This window comes from Streptomyces sp. NPDC051109 (genome assembly GCF_044455885.1).
Classification (GTDB): domain Bacteria; phylum Actinomycetota; class Actinomycetes; order Streptomycetales; family Streptomycetaceae; genus Streptomyces.
The window spans coordinates 343,321-361,283 of the sequence record NZ_JBITFF010000002.1; the positions used below are offsets into that span (position 1 = coordinate 343,321).

The window sequence follows — 17,963 nt, forward strand, 5'->3', positions numbered from 1 at the left end:
TCGTCGGCATGGTGCACGTACTCGGCAGCCGCGTCCTGCTCACCCCCGCGGACCCGGAGCGCTCGCGCGCCTTCTACGGCGCCACCCTGGGGCTCGCCGTCTACCGGGAGTTCGGCACCGGGCCGGAACGCGGGACGGTCTACTTCCTGGGCGGCGGCTTCCTGGAGGTCTCCGGGCGCGCCGACGGCCCGCCCTCCCCCGGGCTCCGGCTGTGGCTCCAAGTCGCCGACGCGCAGGCGGCGTACGAGGAGCTGCTGGCGCGCGGCGCCGAGGTGCTGCGGCCGCCCCGGCGGGAGCCCTGGGGGCTGATCGAGATGTGGATCGCCGACCCGGACGGCGTCCGCATCGCCGTGGTGGAGGTCCCGGCGGACCACCCGCTCCGCTCCCGACCCTGAGTTCCGGGCGCCGGCGCCCCCGGCCCGGCGCGCCCCCGCGCAGTACGATGGCCGCGTATGGACGACCTCGGCCGGCAGATCGCCTACTGGGACACCGCAGGCGCCGCCAAAACGTTCACCCACCCCCTGGACCTCACCTGGCTGGCGGGGGTGGGCCGCAGCGCCCGGGTCCTCGACTACGGGTGCGGCTACGGGCGCACCATGGCCGAACTGAGCGACCACGGCTTCCGCGACGTCTCCGGCGCGGACCTGTCCCCCGCCCTCGTCGACCGCGGCCGCCGGTCCCGCCCGGATCTGCGCTTCACCGTGCTGGAGGATCCCCCGGGGCTGCCGTACCCGCCGGCGAGCTTCGACCTCGTCCTGCTGTTCGCGGTGCTGACCTGCGTCCCGGACGACGCGGCGCAGCGCGAGCTGGTCGCCGAGCTGGTCCGGGTCCTGGCCCCCGGCGGCCTGCTCTACGTCAGCGACATGCCCCTCCAGGACGACGCGCGCAGCCGAGAGCGCTACGCCGCCGCCCGCGCCGCCGATCCGGGTACGCCGTACGGGGTGTTCACCACCGGCGACGGCGCCGTGGTCCGCCACCACGAACCGGCCCGGCTGCGCGCGCTGCTGCGCGATGCGGGCCCGAATCCCGGTCCCCGTCCCGGTCCCGGCCCCGGTCCAGGCCCCGGCCTCGACCTCGTGCACGAGCGGCCGATCGACGTCACCACGATGAACGGGAACCCGGCCCGGGCGCTCCAGCTCCTCGCCCGCAAGCGCTGAGCCCCGTCCACCCATCGGGGGGACATCGGGCGCGCCCCCTGGACACGGCGTCAACCCCGCCCGGCCCAGTGGCCAGTAGGGGGGCGGGCACGCAGCACCCGCATAGCAGAGATGAATATGCCGTGGAGGGCTTTTGTAAAGATCAACTCAGTGTGCTGGATTGATCACCGACAGTGCCCCCTGCTGCGCGGAAGGACACCGAATGCGCACGGTTCGCGAATCAGTCCTGGACGTTCTACGAGCACGTGGTATCACCACGGTCTTCGGCAACCCCGGCTCGACCGAACTGCCGATGCTCAAGCGGTTCCCCGAGGACTTCCGGTACGTACTCGGCCTGCAGGAGGCCGTCGTCGTGGGCATGGCCGACGGATTCGCCCTCGCCTCCAGAACCACCTCCCTCGTCAACCTGCACACCGGGCCCGGCACCGGCAACGCGATGGGCGCCATCCTGAACGCCCGCGCGAACCGCACCCCGATGGTCGTCACCGCGGGCCAGCAGGTACGCGCCATGCTCACCATGGAGGCCCTGCTCTCCAACCCGCAGGCCACGCTGCTCCCCCAGCCCGCCGTCAAGTGGGCCTACGAGCCCCCGCGCCCCGCCGACGTCCCGGCCGCGCTGGCCCGCGCCGTGCAGACCGCCGAAACCCCGCCCCACGGGCCGGTGTTCCTCTCCCTCCCCATGGACGATTTCGACGCGGAGCTCACCGAGGAGCAGGACCTGGCCGGCCGGGCCGCCGCCGCCCGCCGGATCACGCACGCCGCCGCGCCCGACGCCGCCACGGTCGCGGCGCTCGCCGACCGGATCTCCCGCGCCCGCTCCGCCGTCCTCGTCGTCGGCGACGACGTCGACGCCTCGGGCGCCTGGGACGCCGTCCTCGCCCTCGCCGAGCGCACCGGACTGCCCGTCTGGGCGGCGCCCGTCTCGGCCCGCGTCTCCTTCCCCCGCAGCCACCCGCAGTTCCGGGGGGACCTCGCCCCGGCGATCGGGCCGCTCGGCCGGCAGCTCGCGGGCCACGACCTGATCGTGGTGGTCGGAGCCCCCGTGTTCCGGTACTACCCCTACGTCCCCGGCCCCCACCTCCCTGAGGGCGCCGAGCTCGTGCTCCTCACCCGGGACGCCGAGGAGGCGGCCCGGGCCCCCGTCGGGGACGCGGTCGTCGCGGACCTGGCACTGACCGTACGGGCCCTCGCGGAGCGGCTCCCGGCCGCCGGTTCGGGCGCGCCCGCACCCCACGAGCAGGTGCGGTTCCCCGAGTCGGCCGACGGGGCCCTCACCCCGCTCGCCGCGCTGACGGCGATCGCGCAGGGCGCACCGGAGAACACCCTCTGGGTCAACGAATCGCCCTCCAACGTCCCGCAGTTCCACGAGGCCACCCGCATCTCCGCCCCGGACTCCTACCTGTTCTCCGCGGGCGGCGGACTCGGCTTCGGGGCCGCCGCGGCCGTCGGCGCGCAGCTCGGCGCGCCCGACCGGCCCGTGGTCTGCGTCATCGGCGACGGCTCCATCCACTACGCCGTGCAGGCCCTGTGGACCGCGGCCGCGTACCGGGTCCCCGTCACCTTCGTCGTCCTCAGCAACGCGAAGTACGCGATCCTCCACTGGTTCGCACAGCTCGAACACGCCCAGGGCGCCCCCGGCCTCGACATCCCCGGCCTCGACATCACGGCCGTCGCCGACGGCTACGGGGTGCGCACCCACCGAGCCCAGGGCGCGGGTGAACTCACCAAGCTCGTACGGGACGCCGCGGCCCAGCAGGACGGGCCGGTGCTCATCGACGTCCCCGTGACCACCGAGCTCCCCTCCCTCTGAGGCCCGGCCCCGCCGCAGCCCGGACGCCAGCCTCCCCCACCACCGTCAGAAGGCCCTCATGTCCCCCGAAACCCCTCTCCTGTCACGCCTGCGCACCCTCCTCACCGACCACGCCGACGTGCTGCACACCGACCCGGAGACCCTCGCCGCGCACGCGCGCGACGCCGCGCCGTTCTCCGCGGCCGGCACCCCGGCCGTCGTCGCCTTCCCGCGCACCGCCGAGCAGGTCCGGCACATCATGCGCACCGCGTACGAGCTCGGTGTGCCCGTCGTCCCGCAGGGTGCCCGCACCGGCCTCGCGGGCGCCGCGAACGCGATCGACGGCTGCGTCGTGCTGAGCACCGCCCGGATGGACCGCATCCTGGAGATCGACCCCGCCAACCGGCTCGTGCGCTGCGAGCCCGGCGTGGTCACCAAGCGCCTGAACGACGCCGTCGCCGAGCACGGCCTCTCCTACCCTCCCGACCCCGCCTCCTGGGAGCACTGCACCATCGGCGGGAACATCGCCACCGGCGCCGGCGGGATCTGCTGCGTCAAGTACGGGGTCACCGCCGACTACGTCCGCGGCCTGGACCTCGTCCTCGCCGACGGCCGCCGGATGCGGACCGGCCGGGACACGGCGAAGGGGGTCGCCGGGTACGACCTGACCCGGCTGCTCGTCGGCTCCGAGGGCACCCTGGCCGTCATCGTCGGCGCCACGCTCGGCCTGTGCCCCGTACGGCCGCCCGCGCTGGCCATGCTCGCCCAGTTCCCGACGCTGACGGCGGCCGGGGACGCCGTCGCCGCGATCACCGCGGCCGGCCACGTCCCGTCCGCCCTCGAACTCCTCGACCGGGCGACGTCCCAGGCCGTCGCCGACCACGGGCACCCGATGCTGACCCCGGGCGCCGCGGCCACGCTGATCATCGAGAGCGACACCGCCGAGCCCGCCCGCGACCTCGCGTCGATGGCCCTCCTGTGCAAGGAGGCCGGTTCCCGGAACGTGGTGACCGCCACCGGTTCCGAGGAGTCCCGGCAGGTCATCGAGGCACGGCGGCTGGTCACCCCGGCCCTGGGCGCGTTCGCCGCGACCCTCGGCGGCCGGCCGACCGCCTTCATCGAGGACGTGGCCGTACCGCGCTCCGAACTGGCCAAGTTCATGGGCACGATCGAGGAGATCGCCGTACGCAACCGGCTGCGGATCTTCACCCTCGGCCACGCGGGAGACGGCAACCTGCACCCGACCGTCGTCTTCGACGAATCGGACGCGGACGAGTTCCGCCGCGCCCAGACCGCGTACGACGACATCATGGCCGCGGGCCTGGCCCTCGGCGGCACCAGCACCGGCGAGCACGGCATCGGCACGCTCAAGCGCGAATGGCTGACCCGTGAACTCGACCCGGTGAGCCTGGAACTCCAGCGCGGGCTCAAGCGGCTCTTCGACCCGAAGAACCTGCTCAACCCCGGCAAGGTCGTGGAGGCATGACCGACTCCGTGGCCCGTTCCGAGGCCGCTGACGAGAACACCACCCCGGCCGCCGGGATCCCGGACCAAGCCGCGGGCACCGGCTCCCCCTCCCTCCCCGTACCCCGGCCCGCCCGGGCCGGGCGCGCCGAGACCGTCCGCTTCGCCGCCACCCACACGCTGCCCGCCTTCGTCCGCGGGGCCTTCCACCTGCGGCCGCGGGTGGTGGCGGCGCAGGCGGCCCTCGGCCAGCAGGGCTGGTCGGCGGCGACGCTGCGCGCCATGCGCGCCCGGCACGGCGGGGCGCCCGTCGAGGTGCGCGGCGTGTCCGGGCCGCTGCTGGTCCTGCTGGACCACGCCGACGTCCGGCGGTTCTACGAACTGCCGGTGCGCACGCTCGCCATGGACGCGCCCGACAAGTACAAGGGGCTGTCGCTGCTGGAGCCCACGGGCGTCATCTGCTCCCACGGCGACACCCGTGAGGAGCGCCGGCGCGTCAACGACGAGGTGCTCGCGGCCGACCGGCCGGTACACCCCTCGTGCGAGGAGTTCCGGGCGGTGATCGCGCAGGAGGTCCCCGCGCTGGTCCAGGGCCCCGAGCTGGACTTCCCGCTGCTGCGGCGTACGGTGGCGCGGATCGTGCGCCGCATGGTCCTCGGCGACGCGGCGGCGGGGGACGAGGAGCTCGCGCGGTGGCTGCTCGCCATCCGCGAGGAGTCGAACTGGATGCGGATGCGCAGGCGGCGCGCCGCAGCCGCGGAGGCGCTCTACCGGAAGGCCGCCGCCCGTGTCGAGGAGTACGCCGCCCGCGCGGAGCCGCACACCCTGACAGCGCTCGCCCGCAACCACCCGGCTGCCCAGGGACCCGGCGCCGCCGCGCTGGACGCGGTGGGTCAGGCCCACCACTGGCTGCTCGCCCTCGACACGGTCGGCCCGATCGTGGCCCGTACGCTCCTGCTGCTCGCCGCGCATCCGGCCGAGCAGGAGGCCCTGCGGGCGGAGGTCGACGGCGGGGGCGCGGAGCTGCCGCGGCTGCGGGCCTGTGTGGAGGAGACCCTGCGGCTGTTCCCCATCGTCCCGGACCTGCTGCGGGTCACCCGCGCCGAGACCGAGTGGGGCGGGGTCCACTATCCGGCGGGTACGGCGGTGCTCGTGCCCGCCCTGTTCCACCAGCGGGATCCCGAACACGTCCCGGCCGCGCACCAGTTCGTGCCCGCCCGGTGGCTGCGGCCCGGGGCGGCACAGGACATCCGGATGGCGCCGTTCAGCCATGGCGGCGGGCGCTGCCCGGGCGAGCACCTGGGCGTGCTGACGGCGGCCGTGCTGATCGCGGCGGTGCTGCGGGGCCACCGGGTCACCGGCGGCAGGCCCGCAGTGGACCCCTGCCGCCCGCTGCCCGGCATCCTCGCCTCGGCCGGCATCCGGCTCACCCTCGCCAAGCGCTGAGCTCCTCCGGCGGCGCGGACCGGCCGCCCGCCGGGCCCCGCGCCGCACGTCGTCGGCCGCACCCGCGACCAGGGCCGGCCCGCCACCCGCACCCCACCATGCCCCGGAGGGCACCTGCATGACCGATGCCACGACCGCCGTCACCGGGCAGGAACCCGATGTCGGCTCCCTGCACCACCTGTGCCGCGTGCTCGCGGAGGCCGCCGAAGGAGTGGGGGACGCCTCCCGGTACGCCTCCGAACTGGCCCTCGGCGCCCGGCTGCCGCGCGCCGCCCGCGGCGGCGCCGCCCGGCGCACCCTGCTGCGGACGATCACCGACCCCAAGGGGCTGGGCTGGGCCCCGCGCGGCCGCGGCCTGGCCCGGATCGGCTGGCTCGCCGGGGTGTTCACCAGCCGGGAGAGCCTCGCCGTCAGCCTGGCCGTGACGGGTCTCAAGGCCCGCATCCGGGCTGCCGCCGTGGCCCACCCCGAACTGCTCGGCGACCCGGACACCGCGCGCGTGCTGCGGGCCGTCCAAGAGGACCGGCAGCGCGAGGCGGTCCGCGTCTTCCGCTCGCTGCTCGGCACCAAGGGCGCCGAGCGCACCTTCGCCCTGCTGGCCCCCGTCTTCGCCGACATCCTCGCGTGGAACGCCCTCACCGACGAGAACCCGCTCAACGACGGCGCCGGCTGGGAGATCGCCACCGGCCGCACCCTGGCAGGCGCCGAGCCGGTCCTCGGCATCAGCGCCCGCGTCTGGGCCCTGCTCGACCGCGGACCGGGCCGTGCCGAACCCCTCGTCCCCTCCCCCGCACTCGCCGAACGCCTCGACACCACCGGCACGATCGCCGGGTACGTCCGCAACATCGGCGCCGTGGGCACCGACGGAACGCTGCTGGTCCAGCAGGTCGTGGGGCCCGACGGCGTCCAGCGGTACGTGGTCCAGCTCGCCGGCATGTCGGGCGTCAGCGACAAGAGCCCCCAGGACCTGCTGGGCGCCGTACACGCCGTCGCGCGGCCCGCCACCCCGTACTCCAGGGCCGTCTCCAAGGCGCTGCGCCGGCTGCTCCCCTCGGGCTGCGAACTCGCCCTGGTGGGCCACAGCCTGGGCGGGATCACCGCCATGAACCTGGCCGCCGACCGGGACTTCTGCGGGATCCACCACGTCACGCACGTCGTCGCGATCGGCTCCCCCATCGACGGCAAGCGCCCGGCCGATCCGCGGACCCGGGTGTACTCGCTGGTCAACGAGCACGACGTGGTGCCGAGCCTGGAGGGCCGCTCCTCGGTCTCCGCGTACGCGCTGCCCGAGCAGTTCACCGAGTTCACCTGGACCGACGACACGCACTCCTTCCCGCTGTGCCATGCCGCGGAGCGGTACGCGCACAACCTGGAGCACACGGTCCCCGAGGCGAGCGCCCGCGTGGACGCCGACCTCGCACCCTTCCGGGGGCAGGTGACCGCCGCCCGCTTCTTCCGGCTCTACGACCGCTGACCGCGCACCGCCGCTCTCCCACCGCCGCCGACCGCTGAGGAACGCCATGACCGACACCACCTCCACCGAGCCGAGCGCGGCCCCGAGCCGTGAGACCCCGGGGGCCGCGGGCTTCCCCGCACAGGCCGCCCACCCCGGCCAAGCACCCTCGTACGGCCCGCCCGGGCTCCTCGAACGCCTCGGCTCGGCCGCCTTCGCCCGCGTCAACCGCACCCGCGAGTGGCACGAACTGCCGCTCCCCCTCGGGCTGCTGAACCTCCGGGTGCTCCGCGACGACCTGCGCCGCAAGAACCTGTACGACACGTACGGCGCGGGCGGGGAGGGCCGCCGGCGTCCGACCGCCGCGCTCGCGCCGTTCCGCTCGTACGACGGCTCGGGCTACGACCCGTACGACGAGGACATGGGCCGGGTCGGCACCCGGCTCGACCGCAACGCCCCGCTGCACCTGGCCTTCCCGGACTCCGAAGAGGAGCTGATGTCGCCGAACCCGCGCGAGATCAGCAGGCAGCTGCTGGCCCGCAAGGGGTTCGTGCCCGCGCCCACCCTCAACCTGCTGGCCGCCGCCTGGATCCAGTTCGAGAACCACGGCTGGGCCAACCACGGCGACAACGAGGAGGCCGAGCCGTTCACCGTCCCGCTCGCCGAGGACGACGACTGGGCCGAGCACGGCGGCAGCTGCCCGATGCGCGTGAACCGCACCCGCCCCGACCCGGTCGCGCACACCGTGGCCGATGCGCCGCCCACGTACCAGAACACCGTCACGCACTGGTGGGACGGCTCGCAGATCTACGGCTCCGACGAGGCCCGGTGCCGGGCGCTGCGCACGGGCGAGCACGGGCGGCTCATCGTCGAGGACGGCCGGCTGCCCGCCGATCCGCGGCCCGGGAGGTCCTGCCTGGACTGGACCGGCATGAACAGCGACTACTGGGCGGGCCTGTCGCTGCTGCACACGCTGTTCGCCAAGGAGCACAACGCGATCTGCGACTACCTGCGCGCGCACTACCCGACCTGGGACGACGAGCGGCTCTTCCACACCGCGCGGCTGGTCAACACCGCGCTGATGGCGAAGATCCACACGGTGGAGTGGACGCCCGGCGTCCTCGACACCCCGGTGCTGCGGCGCGCGATGGACGCCAACTGGTACGGAGTGCTGCCGCGCTGGGTCAGCCGGACGTACGGGCGCGTCGGCAAGGGCGAGATGCTCAGCGGGATCCTCGGCTCCCCGACCGACCACCACGCGGCGCCGTTCTCGATGACGGAGGAGTTCGTCTCCGCGTACCGGCTGCACCCGCTGATCCCGGACGAGCTGGCCGTACGGGACCACCGCGCGGGCGGCGTCCGCGCGACCATCGGATTCGACGACATGCAGGGCGCGACCACCCGCAAGGCGGTCGACGCGTACGGCATGAGCGACCTGTTCTACAGCTTCGGCACGGCCCACCCCGGGGCCCTCGTGCTGCACAACCACCCGGACGCGCTGCGCAATCTGGCCCGTCTGACCGGCGAGCACACCGACCTGGGCACCGTCGACGTCCTGCGCGACCGCGAGCGCGGGATCCCCCGCTACAACGCGTACCGGCAGATGCTGCGCAAGCGGCCGGTCACCTCCTTCGAGGAGCTGACGGGCGGGCATCCGGGTGACACACCGCTGCTGAAGGAGCTGTACGAGGGGCGCCTCGACCGGGTGGACACGCTGGTCGGCAACCTCGCCGAGCCGCGGCCGGCCGGATTCGGCTTCAGCGACTCCCTGTTCCGGATCTTCATCCTGATGGCGAGCAGGCGGCTGAAGAGCGACCGCTTCTTCACCACCGACTACCGGCCCGAGGTGTACACGGCGGAGGGCCTGGAGTGGGTGGACCGGGGCGGCATGGTCTCCGTACTCCTGCGCCACCACCCCGAACTGGCCCCGGCCCTCGACGGCGTGACCAACGCCTTCGCCCCGTGGAGGGCCCTGTGACCGGCGTTCCGGCGCCGCGCTCGGAGCGGGAGGCCCGGTGGTGCGGGTCGGCGGAGGGGCTGCGGGCCCACTCCGCGGCGCTGCTGCGGCACGCGGAACGGCTGCGGGCGGGGGCCGCGGCGCTGGACTGGAGGGGGCCGCAGGCCGAGGCCTTCCGGTGGCGGATCGAGGCCCTGGCCGACCGCTGCGCGACGGCGGCGGACGGCCTGGCACGGTCCGCCGAGCAGTTGGACGCGGCCGTGCGCTCCCGCTGACGGCCGGGGACACAATGGGCGGGTGGGCAGTCCGTCGGGCCCACCCGTTCCCTGTCGTCCTCGTCGAAAGCGAGCACGCCGTGAGCCACCACCACGAGCACCAGCAGGGGCCCTTCCGGGCAGGGCTGCTGCACCGGCTGCGACACCGGCTGGGCCATCTGGCGCACGCGTTCACCCCGCACGGCCACGAGCCGGCGGCCAAGGTCGACCCGGCGATGGAGACCTCCCGGCAGGGCATGCGCACGCTGTGGCTGTCCCTGGGCGTCCTGGGCCTGACCACGGCCGTCCAGGCCGGCGTCGTCGCCCTGTCCGGATCGGTGGCCCTGCTCGGCGACACCGTCCACAACGCCGCCGACGCGCTGACCGCCGTTCCCCTCGGCATCGCGTTCGTGCTCGGGCGGCGGGCGGCGAACCGCCGCTACACCTACGGCTACGGCCGGGCCGAGGACTTGGCCGGGATCGTCGTCGTGCTGACCATCGCGGCCTCCTGCGCCCTCGCCGCGTACCAGGCCGTGGACCGGCTCCTGCACCCGCGCGGGATCAGCCAGCTCTGGGCGGTCGCGGGCGCCGCGGTGGTCGGGTTCCTCGGCAACGAGTGGGTGGCCCGCCAGCGCATCCGCACCGGCCGCCGGATCGGCTCCGCGGCGCTCGTCGCCGACGGGCTGCACGCCCGTACGGACGGGTTCACGTCGCTCGCCGTCCTGCTCGGCGCGGGCGGCGCCGCGATCGGCTGGAAGAGCGCCGACCCGATCGTCGGCCTGCTGATCACCGCGGCCATCCTCATGGTGGTGCGCGACGCCGCGCGCGAGGTCTGCCGGCGGCTCATGGATTCGGTCGATCCGGCGCTGGTCGACACCGCGCACGGCGCGCTGCTCGGCGTGCCCGGCGTACGGGGCACCGGGCAGGTCCGCATGCGGTGGATCGGGCACGCGCTGCGGGCCGAGGCCGACATCGTCGTCGACCCGCACCTGACGGTGGTGCAGGCGCACGCCCTGGCCGTCGAGGCCGAACACGCCCTGATCCACGCCGTCCCCCGGCTGACCGCGGCCACCGTGCACATCGACCACACCGCGGACCGCGAGGACCCGCACGCCGCCCTGGCCCACCACACGGGCCGGGCGGGCTGACGCCGGGGCGCCCCCGGGGCGCGATCCCTTGCCGGTGATGCCGGGCCGGGAGGGCGTCAGCGGCGTGTATGGAGTGGGCCGATTCCCGTCAAGGCGGCGTCAGGACCCCGCGCGCGGGGCCCCGAGCGGGGATAGCTTCGAAGTCGCGCCCCGGACCGCCTCCCCGCACTCGGGGCGCCACCAGTCGCCTCTTGCGGTTCCTCAGGGAGGGCCCCATGTGTCTGTTCCGGTACGAAGACGATCCCGAGCCCGAGGAACGGGTCCCGGCCGGACTCCTGTACGTGCCCGTCCGGCCGGGAAGAGGAGCGGAGGCGGTGATCCGCCTGTTCCGCACCCCGCTGGGCGCCCGTACGGCCGTCGGCTTCACTCGGACGGATCTGCTGGCCGCGACGCTCGGTGAGGGCCAGGGCTACATCCGGCTGTCGCGGTCCGTGCTGCGGGAGCTGTGCGAGCCGCTCGGCGCGGACCTGATCACCGTCGACCCGGCGCTGTCGGCCCCGGCGGCCGCTCCGGCGGCCCCGGCCGCCGCGGCGCCGCTGCGGCCGGGCCGGTTCCCGGCCCAGGCCGTCTGAGGGGAGGAGTGCCATGACCACCGTCACCCTGTCCGAGATCGCCGCGGGCGCCGCGGACGAGCTGGCCGTCTGGCCGGCCTCGACGACCCGCCTGCCGCAGGGGGGCCTCGCCGTCGGCGGGGTCCCGCTGACCGAGATCGCCGAACGCTTCGACACCCCGGCGTACGTACTGGACGAGGGCGAGGTACGGGCCCGCTGCCGCACCTACCGCGACGCCTTCCCCGACGCCGAAGTACTCTACGCCGCCAAGGCCTTCCTCTCCCGCGCCATGGTCCACTGGGTCGCCGAGGAGGGCCTCGGACTCGACGTCTGCTCGGCCGGCGAACTCGAACTCGCCGTCACCGCTGGATTCCCGCCGGACCGCATCCTCCTGCACGGGAACGCCAAATCGCCGCGCGACATCGAGACCGCCCTGCGGCTCGGCGTCGGCCGGATCGTCATCGACGGCCCTTCCGAGATCGCCCGCCTCGCCGCCGCCGTCGGCCCGGGCGGACCCCAGAAGGTCCTGGTCCGCGTCGTCCCCGGCATCTCGGCCGGCGGCCACGAGAAGATCCGCACCGGCACCGACGGCCAGAAGTTCGGCCTGTCCCTCACCGACGGCTCGGCGCAGCACGCCATCACCCGCATCCTGGGCCGGCCACAGCTCGAACTCGTCGGCCTGCACTGCCACATCGGCTCGCAGATCACCGACGTGAAGCCGTACCTGACGGCGCTGCGCCGCGTGGTCGGCCTGACGGCCCGCATCCGCGACGCCCACGGAGTCACGCTCCCCGAGCTCGACATGGGCGGCGGCCACGGCATCGCCTACTGCCCGGGCGAACCCGCTCTCGACCTCACGGCCCTGGCCGGCCGGCTGCGCGCCGAGCTCGTCGAGAGCTGCGCGGCGGCCGGGCTTCCCGTGCCCCGGCTCGCCATCGAGCCGGGGCGGGCGATCGCCGGTCCGGCGGGGGTGGCCCTCTACCGGGTCCTCGCGGTGAAACGCACCGGGGACCGGGTGTTCGTGGCCGTGGACGGCGGCATGAGCGACAACCCCCGGCCGGCGTTGTACGGGGTCCGGTACGCGCCTCGCCTGATCAGCCGCCACTCCACCGCCGGGCCCCGTACGGCCACGGTGGTCGGCCGGCACTGCGAGGCGGGCGACGTCCTCGCCGCCGACGTCGAACTCCCCGGCGACGTCCATCCGGGAGACCTCCTCGCCGTGCCGGTGGCGGGCGCCTACCAGCTGTCCATGGCCTCCGGCTACAACATGGTCGGCCGTCCCCCCGTCGTCGCCGTCGACCACGGCACGGCGCGGCTCCTCGTACGCCGCGAAACCCTGGACGACTTCCGCCGCCGGGACATCGGCGACTGAGGTCGGGCGGGGCACCGGTCGGGCCGCCGGCCGACCGGTGCCCCGGCCCGCGCGGTCGCGGACCGGTCCGATCGCCGGGGGCGGGTGTCCGGGCGACCATGGAGGAGATCCGTATCCACGGGGAACCCGCCCGGGAGGCGCCGATGGTGCACACCGATGGAGCGGCCGCGGACGTCCTGGTGGCGGGGGCCGGCCCGGTCGGGCTGACGGCGGCCGCCGAGCTGCGGCGGCGCGGCATCGCCTGCCGGATCGTCGACCGTCTGCCGGCGCGGCTGCCGTACGCCAAGGCGGTGGGGATCCAGCCGCGGACCCTGGAGATCTGGGACCGGATGGGCTTCGTACGGGCCGCGCTGGAGGCGGCCGTGCCGATGCGCGGGCAGCTCACGTACGTGAACGGCGTGGAGCAGCCCCGGCTGGACCTGGTGCTGCCGCCCGAGATCCCGTACCGCTTCGCCGCCCTGCCGCAGTACGAGACCGAGCGGATCATCGAGGAGTTCCTGGAGGGTTTCGGAACGCGTGTCGAGCGGGGCACCGAGCTGGTGTCGTTCGTCCAGGACGCCGACGGGGTGACCTGCCGGCTCACCACTCCCGCCGGGGAGGAGGAGTTCCGCACCCGGTTCCTGGTGGGCTGCGACGGCGCGCACAGCGCCGTCCGCAAGGGGCTCGGCCTGGCCTTCGAGGGCGGCGCGTTCCCCGAGGAGTACATGCTCGCCGACGTGGAGCTCGACTGGGACCTGCCGTACGCGTACGGGGTGCGGGCCATGCACCACGACGCCCGGGGCGCCGTCGACGACCTGCTGGTGTGCATCCCGCTGCCGGGCGCCGGCCGCTACCGGGTGTCGATGTTGGTGCCGCCCGAGCTGTCCGCCGCTCCCCCGCAGGGCGGTGACGCGGTGGCGCACGGGCTGGAGGGCGGCCGGACCCCCGAACTCGGCCATGTCCAGGCCGTCCTGGACCGGCTGTCCCCGCAGCCCACGACGGCGTCGGCCATGCGCTGGTCGTCGGTGTTCCGGATCAGCCACCGGCTGGTCGACCGGTACGGGCAGGGTCGGGTCTTCGTGGCGGGGGACGCGGCGCACATCCATCCGCCGACCGGGGCACAGGGCATGAACACGGGGATCCAGGACGCCTGGAACCTGGCCTGGAAGCTGGCGCTGGCCGTACGGGGCGCCGGCGCCCCGGGGCTGCTCGCGAGTTACGACGCCGAGCGGCGGCCGGTGGGCGAGGAGGTCGTCGGCCGTACCGTGCGGCAGGCCGCCGAGGGCGTCCAGGCCGATCCGGAGGACGCGGACACGCTGTTGATGCGCGAGGCCCAACTGCTCGTCGGCTACCGGGGCAGCCCCCTCGTACAGCCGGCGGGCCCGGAGGACGACGGCGGGCCCGGGCCGCGGCCCGGCGACCGGGCACCTGACTGCGGCGGGCTCTCCGGGCAGATCGCCGCGTACCCGCTGCGGCTGTACGACCTGCTGCGCGGCCGCGAGCACATGCTGCTGCTGTACGGGCCGGGCCCGGCGCGGGACGGCTTCGCCGAACTCGCGTCCTCGGTAAGGGGTTTCGCGACGGGCCGGGTCGGGGTGTGCGCGATCCTCGCCGAGGCCGGGGCCGAAGCGGACCGGGGGACGCCGGTGCCCGCGTACCGGGACGGCCGGGGCGAGTTCGCGCGGATGTACGGGGTTCGGGAGCCGGCGGCGTTCGTGGTCCGGCCGGACGGCTACCTGGGTGCCAGGCTGTGCCCGCCGACCGTCTCGGGGCTGGCCGCCCACTTCTCCGGGGTGTTCGGGAGCTGAGCGGGACCGCCGGGCACCTCGGCCCCGGTCCCTTCCGCTCCCGTGCCCTCTGCCCCGTCGAACCTCTTGGCGAGGAGCCGGACGGCCAGGCCCACCTCCCAGGCGAACACCGGCAGTGCGGCGAGCGATCCGGCGACCGAGACCTGCTCGTAGAGGCCGAACAGGACCGCGGTGGCCGAGGCGCAGATCAGTGCGCCGCCGACGAGACCCAGCACGGCGAGGGGCCGCGGGACGAGCCGTGAGCGGTACATCAGGCCGGCCAGGACGAGGGTGTTGGCGCCGAGGACGAAGTTGGGCCCGAGGAGGAACGTCCAGTCGTGGACCGCCACGAGGGCGTGGGCGGCCGTGAGGAGGGATGCGCCGCCATCGTCCGGCGCCGCCGCGGATTCCCGGCGCAGCGTCACCACCGACAGCACGCCGACGGTGCCGACGAGGATGACGGCGGCTTCCAGCAGCCGCCCGCAGACGTAGCCGAGCGCGGCGCCCTCGTTCCGCCGCTTGACGACCGGGTAGAGGGCGACCCCGGTGCCGATGACGGCGAGTGCGAGGACGAACTCGGACAGGGCCCCGAGGAACACCCGGGCGTCGGCGCCGGGGCCGAGTACGTAGCCGGCGTCGTGCAGCACGGGGCCGTACAGCGCGAGCCCGGCGACGGCGGCGACCTCGGTGACGAGGAACAACACCCCTGTGACGAGTGCGGTCTTTCTGGTCGAGCCCATGCGGAACACTCCCTCTTGAGAGGTGTACGGCGTACACCTGCGCCACACGTTAGGTGTACGGCGTACACTCGTCAAGCCGAGTACCGACGACGAAGGAGCCGACCGACATGACCCGCCGGCCGGAGGCCGCGCCCCGGGCGCCGCTCAGCAGGGACCGGGTGCTGCGCGCCGCCGTCGAACTGGCCGACGGCATCGGGATCGAGGCGCTGAGCATGCGCAGGCTCGCCCAGGAGCTGGGCGTGGTCCCGATGGCGCTCTACAAGCACGTCGCCAACAAGGAGCAGCTCCTGGACGGCATGGTGGAGGCCGTCGTGGGAGAGATCGATCCGCCGGCCCGCGGATCCGACTGGCAGGGCGCGGTCCGGCAGCGGATCCTCTCGGCGCGGGCAGCCCTGCTGGGACACCCCTGGGCGGCCCGGGTGATCCGCTCGCGCAGCGGGCCGACACCGGCCGTGCTCGCGTACCTGGACTCGGTGATCGGCATGTTCCGCGCCGGGGGCCTCTCGGTCGATCTCACCCATCACGTGATGCACGCGCTGGGCAGCCGCGTCCTGGGGTTCACCCAGGAGGTGTTCGACGCCGCCCCGGACCCGGATCCGGCGGCCCGGGCGGCCATGCCGCCGGAGGCCGCGGCGGCCTACCCCCATGTCGCGGAGCTGGCCGGGGCAGCCGCCCACGACGGGGAATCCGTCGTGGGCGGCGGCTGCGACGACCAGTTCGAGTTCGAGTTCGCGCTGGACCTGCTCCTGGACGGCTTCGAACGCCTCCGCCGCCAGGGCTGGACCTCAGGTGCCGGGCGGGCCGGGGGTGGCCCGATCGCGTAGGCTCGGCCAATGGCCAAGTACTTCGACGTGCACCCCGAGAACCCCCAGCAGCGCACCATCGGCAGTGTCGCTGAAAGCATCCGCTCCGGCGCGCTCGTCGCGTACCCGACGGACTCCTGCTACGCGCTGGGCTGCCAGCTCGGCAACCGTGACGGCCTCGCCCGGATCCGGTCCATCCGCAACCTCGACGACCGTCACCACTTCACCCTGGTGTGCCAGGACTTCGCCCAGCTGGGCCAGTTGGTGCAGATCGACAACGACGTGTTCCGCGCGATCAAGGCGTCCACCCCGGGCAGTTACACCTTCATCCTGCCCGCGACGAAGGAAGTGCCGCGCCAGCTGCTGCACCCCAAGAAGAAGACGGTCGGCGTACGCATCCCCGACCACGCGGTGACGCAGGCCCTGCTCGCCGAGCTCGGCGAGCCGCTGCTGTCCAGCACCCTGCTCCTGCCCGACGAGCCGGAGCCGCTGACGCAGGGCTGGGAGATCAAGGAGCGGCTCGACTACCTCGTCGACATCGTGGTCGACTCCGGCGACTGCGGGACCGAGCCGACCACCGTCATCGACTTCTCCGGCGGCGAGGCCGAGATCGTGCGGCGCGGGGCGGGCGACACCACGCGGTTCGAGTGACGCGCCCCCGTCCGTCCGCCGCGTGACCCCGCCCCCGCCCGCCACACGCGGCGGGCGGGGGCGGGGTACGAACAGCCGGATCGGCGGGATCAGCAGCCGAAGTCGACGCGCCGGAACGAGGCGTAGTGGTCGGCCGTGTAGTAGTCCTCTTCCCACTGCTGTCCGGTGATGATCCGGCGCGCCCCGCGGGTCGGCGAGCCCGGGGTGATGACGGTGTACTCGTGGTAGTAGCCGCTGCCGTGGATCGGCAGCAGCCGCTCGCGGTTCTGGAAGACGACGCCGTCCTGGGAGTACGGGAACGGGCCGCCCTGGTCGATGAGGTCGAGGGTGTCGTGCGCCTGCGAGGGCAGCGCCGAATAGCAGATACTGCCGACCGATGCCGCGGCGGCGGTCGTGGCGGAGACGGGGGCGGAGACGGGGGCCGCCGAGGCCGCCGGTCCGGTGAGGAGCGCGCCGGCGATCGCCGCGGCGCCGACCAGGGTCACGAAGCGTGGGGGGATTCTCATGCGGCCCATGATGACGCGCGTAGAGCAGCTGCCGTCAACGCCAACTGCATTGAGTTGCCTGCCTGTTCACCGGCCGTGGACGGCGCGTGACACGAACGTCGGCGCCCCGTAAGGCGGACGCAACCTGAGGGCCGCCGCGGAGCCGATGGCAGGATGAGCCGAAGTCGACCGAGAGAGGTGCCGCACCATGGCCGTCGTCCACCGGACCACGATGACCCCGGGCAAGCTGGAGCTGCTCGCTTCCTGGCTTCCCACCCAGTCCTGGTACCAGGTTCCCCGCACGGGGAGTGCCCCGCAGCCGGCCAGGGTCGGGGGCTTCCGGCTCGACGACCCGCAGGGCGAGGTCGGGATCGAGTTCATGGCGGTCTCCGACGGCGCGGGAGACCGGCCGGTCACCTACCACGTGCCCCTCACGTACCGCGGGGCGCCGCTGGACGGGGCGGAGCACGCCCTCATCGGCACCTCCGAGCACGGTGTGCTGGGCCGGCGCTGGATCTACGACGGGACCCACGACCCCGTGCTGGTCGAGCGGTTGTACGCGCTCGTACGCGGCGAAGCGGAGCCGCAGGCGCAGAGCGAGAGCGACAAGCCCGACCCGTCCGTCACGGGCTGGTCCGCGGGGACCGGCGACCCGGGCCCGGTCACGGTCCTCGGCGTGTCCGCCGGGCCGGAGACGACCGACGTGCTCGTGCGGACCCCGGGCGGGCAGCTGACCCTCGGCGTGCAGCGCGTCCTGCGGCCCGAACCGACGCGGGACGACACCGCGGGGCGGCAGCCGCTGGGGCACGTCACTGCGGAGTGGACGCTGCCGGACGGCACGAGGGCGCGCGGCCGGTACGCCGTCGTCCGCGCGTAGGCCCGGAGCGGGCGCGGGCGGGCGCGGGCCGGGCGGCGGCGCGCGGGGCG

The 17,963-nt window shown here is 74.5% G+C and carries 17 protein-coding genes; 15 read left to right on the forward strand and 2 right to left on the reverse strand.

The genetic code is table 11. The annotated features are described in order from the left end of the window. The first annotated feature begins 8 nt into the window (after positions 1 to 8). The 12 genes from ACIBAD_RS04545 to ACIBAD_RS04600 all read left to right on the forward strand — a co-directional run bounded on the left by ACIBAD_RS04545 (position 9) and on the right by ACIBAD_RS04600 (position 14,378). Positions 9 to 395 carry a VOC family protein gene (locus ACIBAD_RS04545; protein WP_134068964.1) on the forward strand — a complete coding sequence of 129 codons (387 nt, stop codon included), beginning with the start codon at positions 9 to 11 and terminating at the stop codon, positions 393 to 395. Positions 396 to 452: 57 nt separating this feature from the next. After that, on the forward strand, positions 453 to 1,157 hold the full coding sequence (locus tag ACIBAD_RS04550; RefSeq protein ID WP_398904423.1) for a class I SAM-dependent methyltransferase: 705 nt from the start codon (positions 453 to 455) through the stop codon (positions 1,155 to 1,157). Between the two features lie 202 nt (positions 1,158 to 1,359). Then, positions 1,360 to 2,967, forward strand: a complete 1,608-nt coding sequence (gene mdlC, locus ACIBAD_RS04555; RefSeq protein ID WP_398904425.1) for a benzoylformate decarboxylase — start codon at positions 1,360 to 1,362, stop codon at positions 2,965 to 2,967. A gap of 58 nt (positions 2,968 to 3,025) precedes the next feature. Beyond that, the gene (locus tag ACIBAD_RS04560) at positions 3,026 to 4,432 is read left to right on the forward strand and encodes an FAD-linked oxidase C-terminal domain-containing protein (protein ID WP_134068967.1); all 1,407 of its coding nucleotides are present in this window, start codon (positions 3,026 to 3,028) and stop codon (positions 4,430 to 4,432) included. Next, positions 4,429 to 5,856 carry a cytochrome P450 gene (locus ACIBAD_RS04565; protein WP_398904427.1) on the forward strand — a complete coding sequence of 476 codons (1,428 nt, stop codon included), beginning with the start codon at positions 4,429 to 4,431 and terminating at the stop codon, positions 5,854 to 5,856. The genes ACIBAD_RS04560 and ACIBAD_RS04565 overlap by 4 nt, the downstream gene beginning before the upstream one ends. 118 nt (positions 5,857 to 5,974) lie before the next feature. Then, positions 5,975 to 7,330, forward strand: a complete 1,356-nt coding sequence (locus tag ACIBAD_RS04570; RefSeq protein ID WP_398904429.1) for a hypothetical protein — start codon at positions 5,975 to 5,977, stop codon at positions 7,328 to 7,330. A 46-nt stretch (positions 7,331 to 7,376) separates the two neighbouring features. Further along, positions 7,377 to 9,287, forward strand: coding sequence for a peroxidase family protein (locus ACIBAD_RS04575; RefSeq protein WP_398904431.1), 1,911 nt, complete (start codon positions 7,377 to 7,379; stop codon positions 9,285 to 9,287). After that, on the forward strand, positions 9,284 to 9,541 hold the full coding sequence (locus tag ACIBAD_RS04580; protein WP_398904433.1) for a hypothetical protein: 258 nt from the start codon (positions 9,284 to 9,286) through the stop codon (positions 9,539 to 9,541). Before ACIBAD_RS04575 ends, ACIBAD_RS04580 begins: the two co-directional genes overlap by 4 nt. Positions 9,542 to 9,621: 80 nt before the next feature. Beyond that, positions 9,622 to 10,668: a cation diffusion facilitator family transporter gene (locus tag ACIBAD_RS04585; RefSeq protein ID WP_398904435.1), complete on the forward strand. Its 1,047-nt coding sequence runs from the start codon at positions 9,622 to 9,624 to the stop codon at positions 10,666 to 10,668. Between the two features lie 215 nt (positions 10,669 to 10,883). Further along, entirely contained in the window at positions 10,884 to 11,240 is a 357-nt protein-coding gene (locus ACIBAD_RS04590) for an SAV_915 family protein (RefSeq protein WP_398904437.1), read from the forward strand. 13 nt (positions 11,241 to 11,253) lie between these two features. Continuing rightward, a complete protein-coding gene (gene lysA, locus ACIBAD_RS04595) occupies positions 11,254 to 12,591 on the forward strand; it encodes a diaminopimelate decarboxylase (protein ID WP_398904439.1) in 1,338 nt (445 codons plus the stop codon). Between the two features lie 143 nt (positions 12,592 to 12,734). Next, complete coding sequence (locus ACIBAD_RS04600; RefSeq protein ID WP_134068975.1) at positions 12,735 to 14,378, forward strand: FAD-dependent monooxygenase; 1,644 nt, start codon at positions 12,735 to 12,737, stop codon at positions 14,376 to 14,378. Here the strand turns inward: ACIBAD_RS04600 and ACIBAD_RS04605 are convergent. Next, a complete protein-coding gene (locus ACIBAD_RS04605; protein WP_398904442.1) occupies positions 14,303 to 15,097 on the reverse strand; it encodes a DUF4386 domain-containing protein in 795 nt (264 codons plus the stop codon). The two genes, ACIBAD_RS04600 and ACIBAD_RS04605, sit on opposite strands and share 76 nt — an antisense overlap. A 107-nt stretch (positions 15,098 to 15,204) precedes the next feature. Here ACIBAD_RS04605 and ACIBAD_RS04610 point away from each other — a divergent pair, with 107 nt between their 5' ends. Together ACIBAD_RS04610 and ACIBAD_RS04615 are read left to right on the forward strand one after the other, a co-directional pair. Further along, positions 15,205 to 15,921, forward strand: coding sequence for a TetR/AcrR family transcriptional regulator C-terminal domain-containing protein (locus ACIBAD_RS04610; protein ID WP_134068977.1), 717 nt, complete (start codon positions 15,205 to 15,207; stop codon positions 15,919 to 15,921). Between the two features lie 9 nt (positions 15,922 to 15,930). Continuing rightward, entirely contained in the window at positions 15,931 to 16,551 is a 621-nt protein-coding gene (locus ACIBAD_RS04615; protein ID WP_053693549.1) for an L-threonylcarbamoyladenylate synthase, read from the forward strand. Positions 16,552 to 16,640: 89 nt separating this feature from the next. Here the strand turns inward: ACIBAD_RS04615 and ACIBAD_RS04620 are convergent, their stop codons facing one another. Next, the gene (locus ACIBAD_RS04620; protein ID WP_398904444.1) at positions 16,641 to 17,057 is read right to left on the reverse strand and encodes a ribonuclease domain-containing protein; all 417 of its coding nucleotides are present in this window, start codon (positions 17,055 to 17,057) and stop codon (positions 16,641 to 16,643) included. A gap of 187 nt (positions 17,058 to 17,244) precedes the next feature. Between ACIBAD_RS04620 and ACIBAD_RS04625 the strand changes: the two genes are divergently transcribed. Beyond that, positions 17,245 to 17,913 carry a 1,4-alpha-glucan branching protein gene (locus ACIBAD_RS04625; protein WP_398904447.1) on the forward strand — a complete coding sequence of 223 codons (669 nt, stop codon included), beginning with the start codon at positions 17,245 to 17,247 and terminating at the stop codon, positions 17,911 to 17,913. Positions 17,914 to 17,963: the final 50 nt, after the last annotated feature.

What these genes read in the sequence shown, in the direction of transcription:
- ACIBAD_RS04550 (WP_398904423.1), top strand. Translation starts at nt 453, where the DNA reads ATGGACGACCTCGGCCGGCAGATCGCCTACTGGGACACCGCAGGCGCC.
- ACIBAD_RS04615 (WP_053693549.1), top strand. Translation starts at nt 15,931, where the DNA reads ATGGCCAAGTACTTCGACGTGCACCCCGAGAACCCCCAGCAGCGCACC.
- ACIBAD_RS04575 (WP_398904431.1), top strand. Translation starts at nt 7,377, where the DNA reads ATGACCGACACCACCTCCACCGAGCCGAGCGCGGCCCCGAGCCGTGAG.
- ACIBAD_RS04620 (WP_398904444.1), bottom strand. Translation starts at nt 17,057, where the DNA reads ATGAGAATCCCCCCACGCTTCGTGACCCTGGTCGGCGCCGCGGCGATC.
- ACIBAD_RS04625 (WP_398904447.1), top strand. Translation starts at nt 17,245, where the DNA reads ATGGCCGTCGTCCACCGGACCACGATGACCCCGGGCAAGCTGGAGCTG.
- ACIBAD_RS04610 (WP_134068977.1), top strand. Translation starts at nt 15,205, where the DNA reads ATGACCCGCCGGCCGGAGGCCGCGCCCCGGGCGCCGCTCAGCAGGGAC.
- ACIBAD_RS04590 (WP_398904437.1), top strand. Translation starts at nt 10,884, where the DNA reads ATGTGTCTGTTCCGGTACGAAGACGATCCCGAGCCCGAGGAACGGGTC.
- ACIBAD_RS04560 (WP_134068967.1), top strand. Translation starts at nt 3,026, where the DNA reads ATGTCCCCCGAAACCCCTCTCCTGTCACGCCTGCGCACCCTCCTCACC.
- lysA (WP_398904439.1), top strand. Translation starts at nt 11,254, where the DNA reads ATGACCACCGTCACCCTGTCCGAGATCGCCGCGGGCGCCGCGGACGAG.
- ACIBAD_RS04565 (WP_398904427.1), top strand. Translation starts at nt 4,429, where the DNA reads ATGACCGACTCCGTGGCCCGTTCCGAGGCCGCTGACGAGAACACCACC.
- ACIBAD_RS04545 (WP_134068964.1), top strand. Translation starts at nt 9, where the DNA reads ATGGTGCACGTACTCGGCAGCCGCGTCCTGCTCACCCCCGCGGACCCG.
- mdlC (WP_398904425.1), top strand. Translation starts at nt 1,360, where the DNA reads ATGCGCACGGTTCGCGAATCAGTCCTGGACGTTCTACGAGCACGTGGT.
- ACIBAD_RS04600 (WP_134068975.1), top strand. Translation starts at nt 12,735, where the DNA reads ATGGTGCACACCGATGGAGCGGCCGCGGACGTCCTGGTGGCGGGGGCC.
- ACIBAD_RS04605 (WP_398904442.1), bottom strand. Translation starts at nt 15,097, where the DNA reads ATGGGCTCGACCAGAAAGACCGCACTCGTCACAGGGGTGTTGTTCCTC.
- ACIBAD_RS04570 (WP_398904429.1), top strand. Translation starts at nt 5,975, where the DNA reads ATGACCGATGCCACGACCGCCGTCACCGGGCAGGAACCCGATGTCGGC.